Raw genomic sequence first — 1102 nt, forward strand, 5'->3', positions numbered from 1 at the left:
CGGCGCCGACGAGCGTGGTCTTGCCGACACCGAAGCCGCCGGCGACGACGATCTTCGCGGAGGTGGTGGCGCGGGTGGGGGCGGCCGCGTTAGAGCTTGCGAAGTCCACTGAGGACCCTTTCGAGCAGCGTGACGTCGGGCTGGTTTCCGGATTCGCCGCCGGAAGCGGGCTGGTGGATGGCGACGAGGCCGGCCTCGGCCAGGTCGGCCACGAGGATGCGGGCCACTCCCAGCGGAAGGGAGAGCAGCGCCGACACCTCGGCCACGGACTTCACCTCGGTGCACAGGGTGCAGATCCGCTGGTGCTCGGGGAGCAGGGTGGCCAGGCGCTGCGGATCCACGTCGGCCGAGACGAGCGCCTCCAGGGCGAGCTCGTAGCGGGGCCGGGTCCGTCCGCCGGTCATCGCGAACGGTCGGATCAGCGGGCCGGAGTCCTGCTCGTCGTCGAACTCGTCAGCGTGCCCGGGCCGCTGGGCCGGCCGGCCGCCCTGGTGCCCGACGGCCGACCGGCCCCCGAGGCCGGGGCCGGGCTGCTGGCCGGCCGTCCCGTCCTGCCTCGGGTAGCCCGCGGGGGGCGCGTCGTAGGAGGGCTGCGGCTGCCGGGGCCGGCCGTACTCGTCGTACTGCCCCGGCGGGTACGGCCCGCCGTACTGCGGCTGTCCGTAGTGCTGGTCGTGCTGGCCGTGGAGCGGCTGGCCGTACTGCTGACCGTGGCCGACGCCGGGTGCTCCGAAGGCGTCATGGCCTGTGCCAGGGTACGGAACGCCGTACTGGCCGCTGCGGTCGTCGGGCGGTGTCACGGATCCTCTCCTCACAGGGTGCGGCGGTGCGGTGCGAGCTCGGGCACTGGTCCCGAGCCGGTGGTGCGAAGGCCGTACTACGTCCGATCCCGAGCCCGCCGAAGCGGGCCCGGGACGGGCGCGGAGGTGCTTCGAATACCAGGACGGTATCCGACGGTCCGTCAGTGCAGGAGACTGCCCTGGAGTTCTGCGCGGAGTGCGGGGGTGAGGACGGCGCCGGCCCGGTCGACGAGCAGGGCCATCTCGTATCCGACGAGACCGATGTCGGAGTCGGGGGCGGCCAGGACGGCGAGTGCCGAGCC

1 protein-coding gene and 2 pseudogenes are annotated in these 1102 nt (G+C 73.6%); all 3 read right to left on the bottom strand.

Annotated features, from left to right (window positions below):
* A pseudogene (locus PUR61_RS24785) lies at nucleotides 1-109 on the bottom strand (ATP-binding protein); the annotation flags it as partial.
* Nucleotides 90-800, bottom strand: coding sequence for a DUF742 domain-containing protein (locus PUR61_RS24790; RefSeq protein WP_329881591.1), 711 nt, complete (start codon nucleotides 798-800; stop codon nucleotides 90-92). The gene PUR61_RS24790 and the pseudogene PUR61_RS24785, both read right to left, overlap by 20 nt.
* 161 nt (nucleotides 801-961) lie before the next feature.
* Nucleotides 962-1102: pseudogene (locus PUR61_RS24795) on the bottom strand (roadblock/LC7 domain-containing protein); the annotation flags it as partial.

It is taken from the genome of Streptomyces sp. BE20 (assembly GCF_036322525.1).
In the GTDB taxonomy this organism is placed as follows: domain Bacteria; phylum Actinomycetota; class Actinomycetes; order Streptomycetales; family Streptomycetaceae; genus Kitasatospora.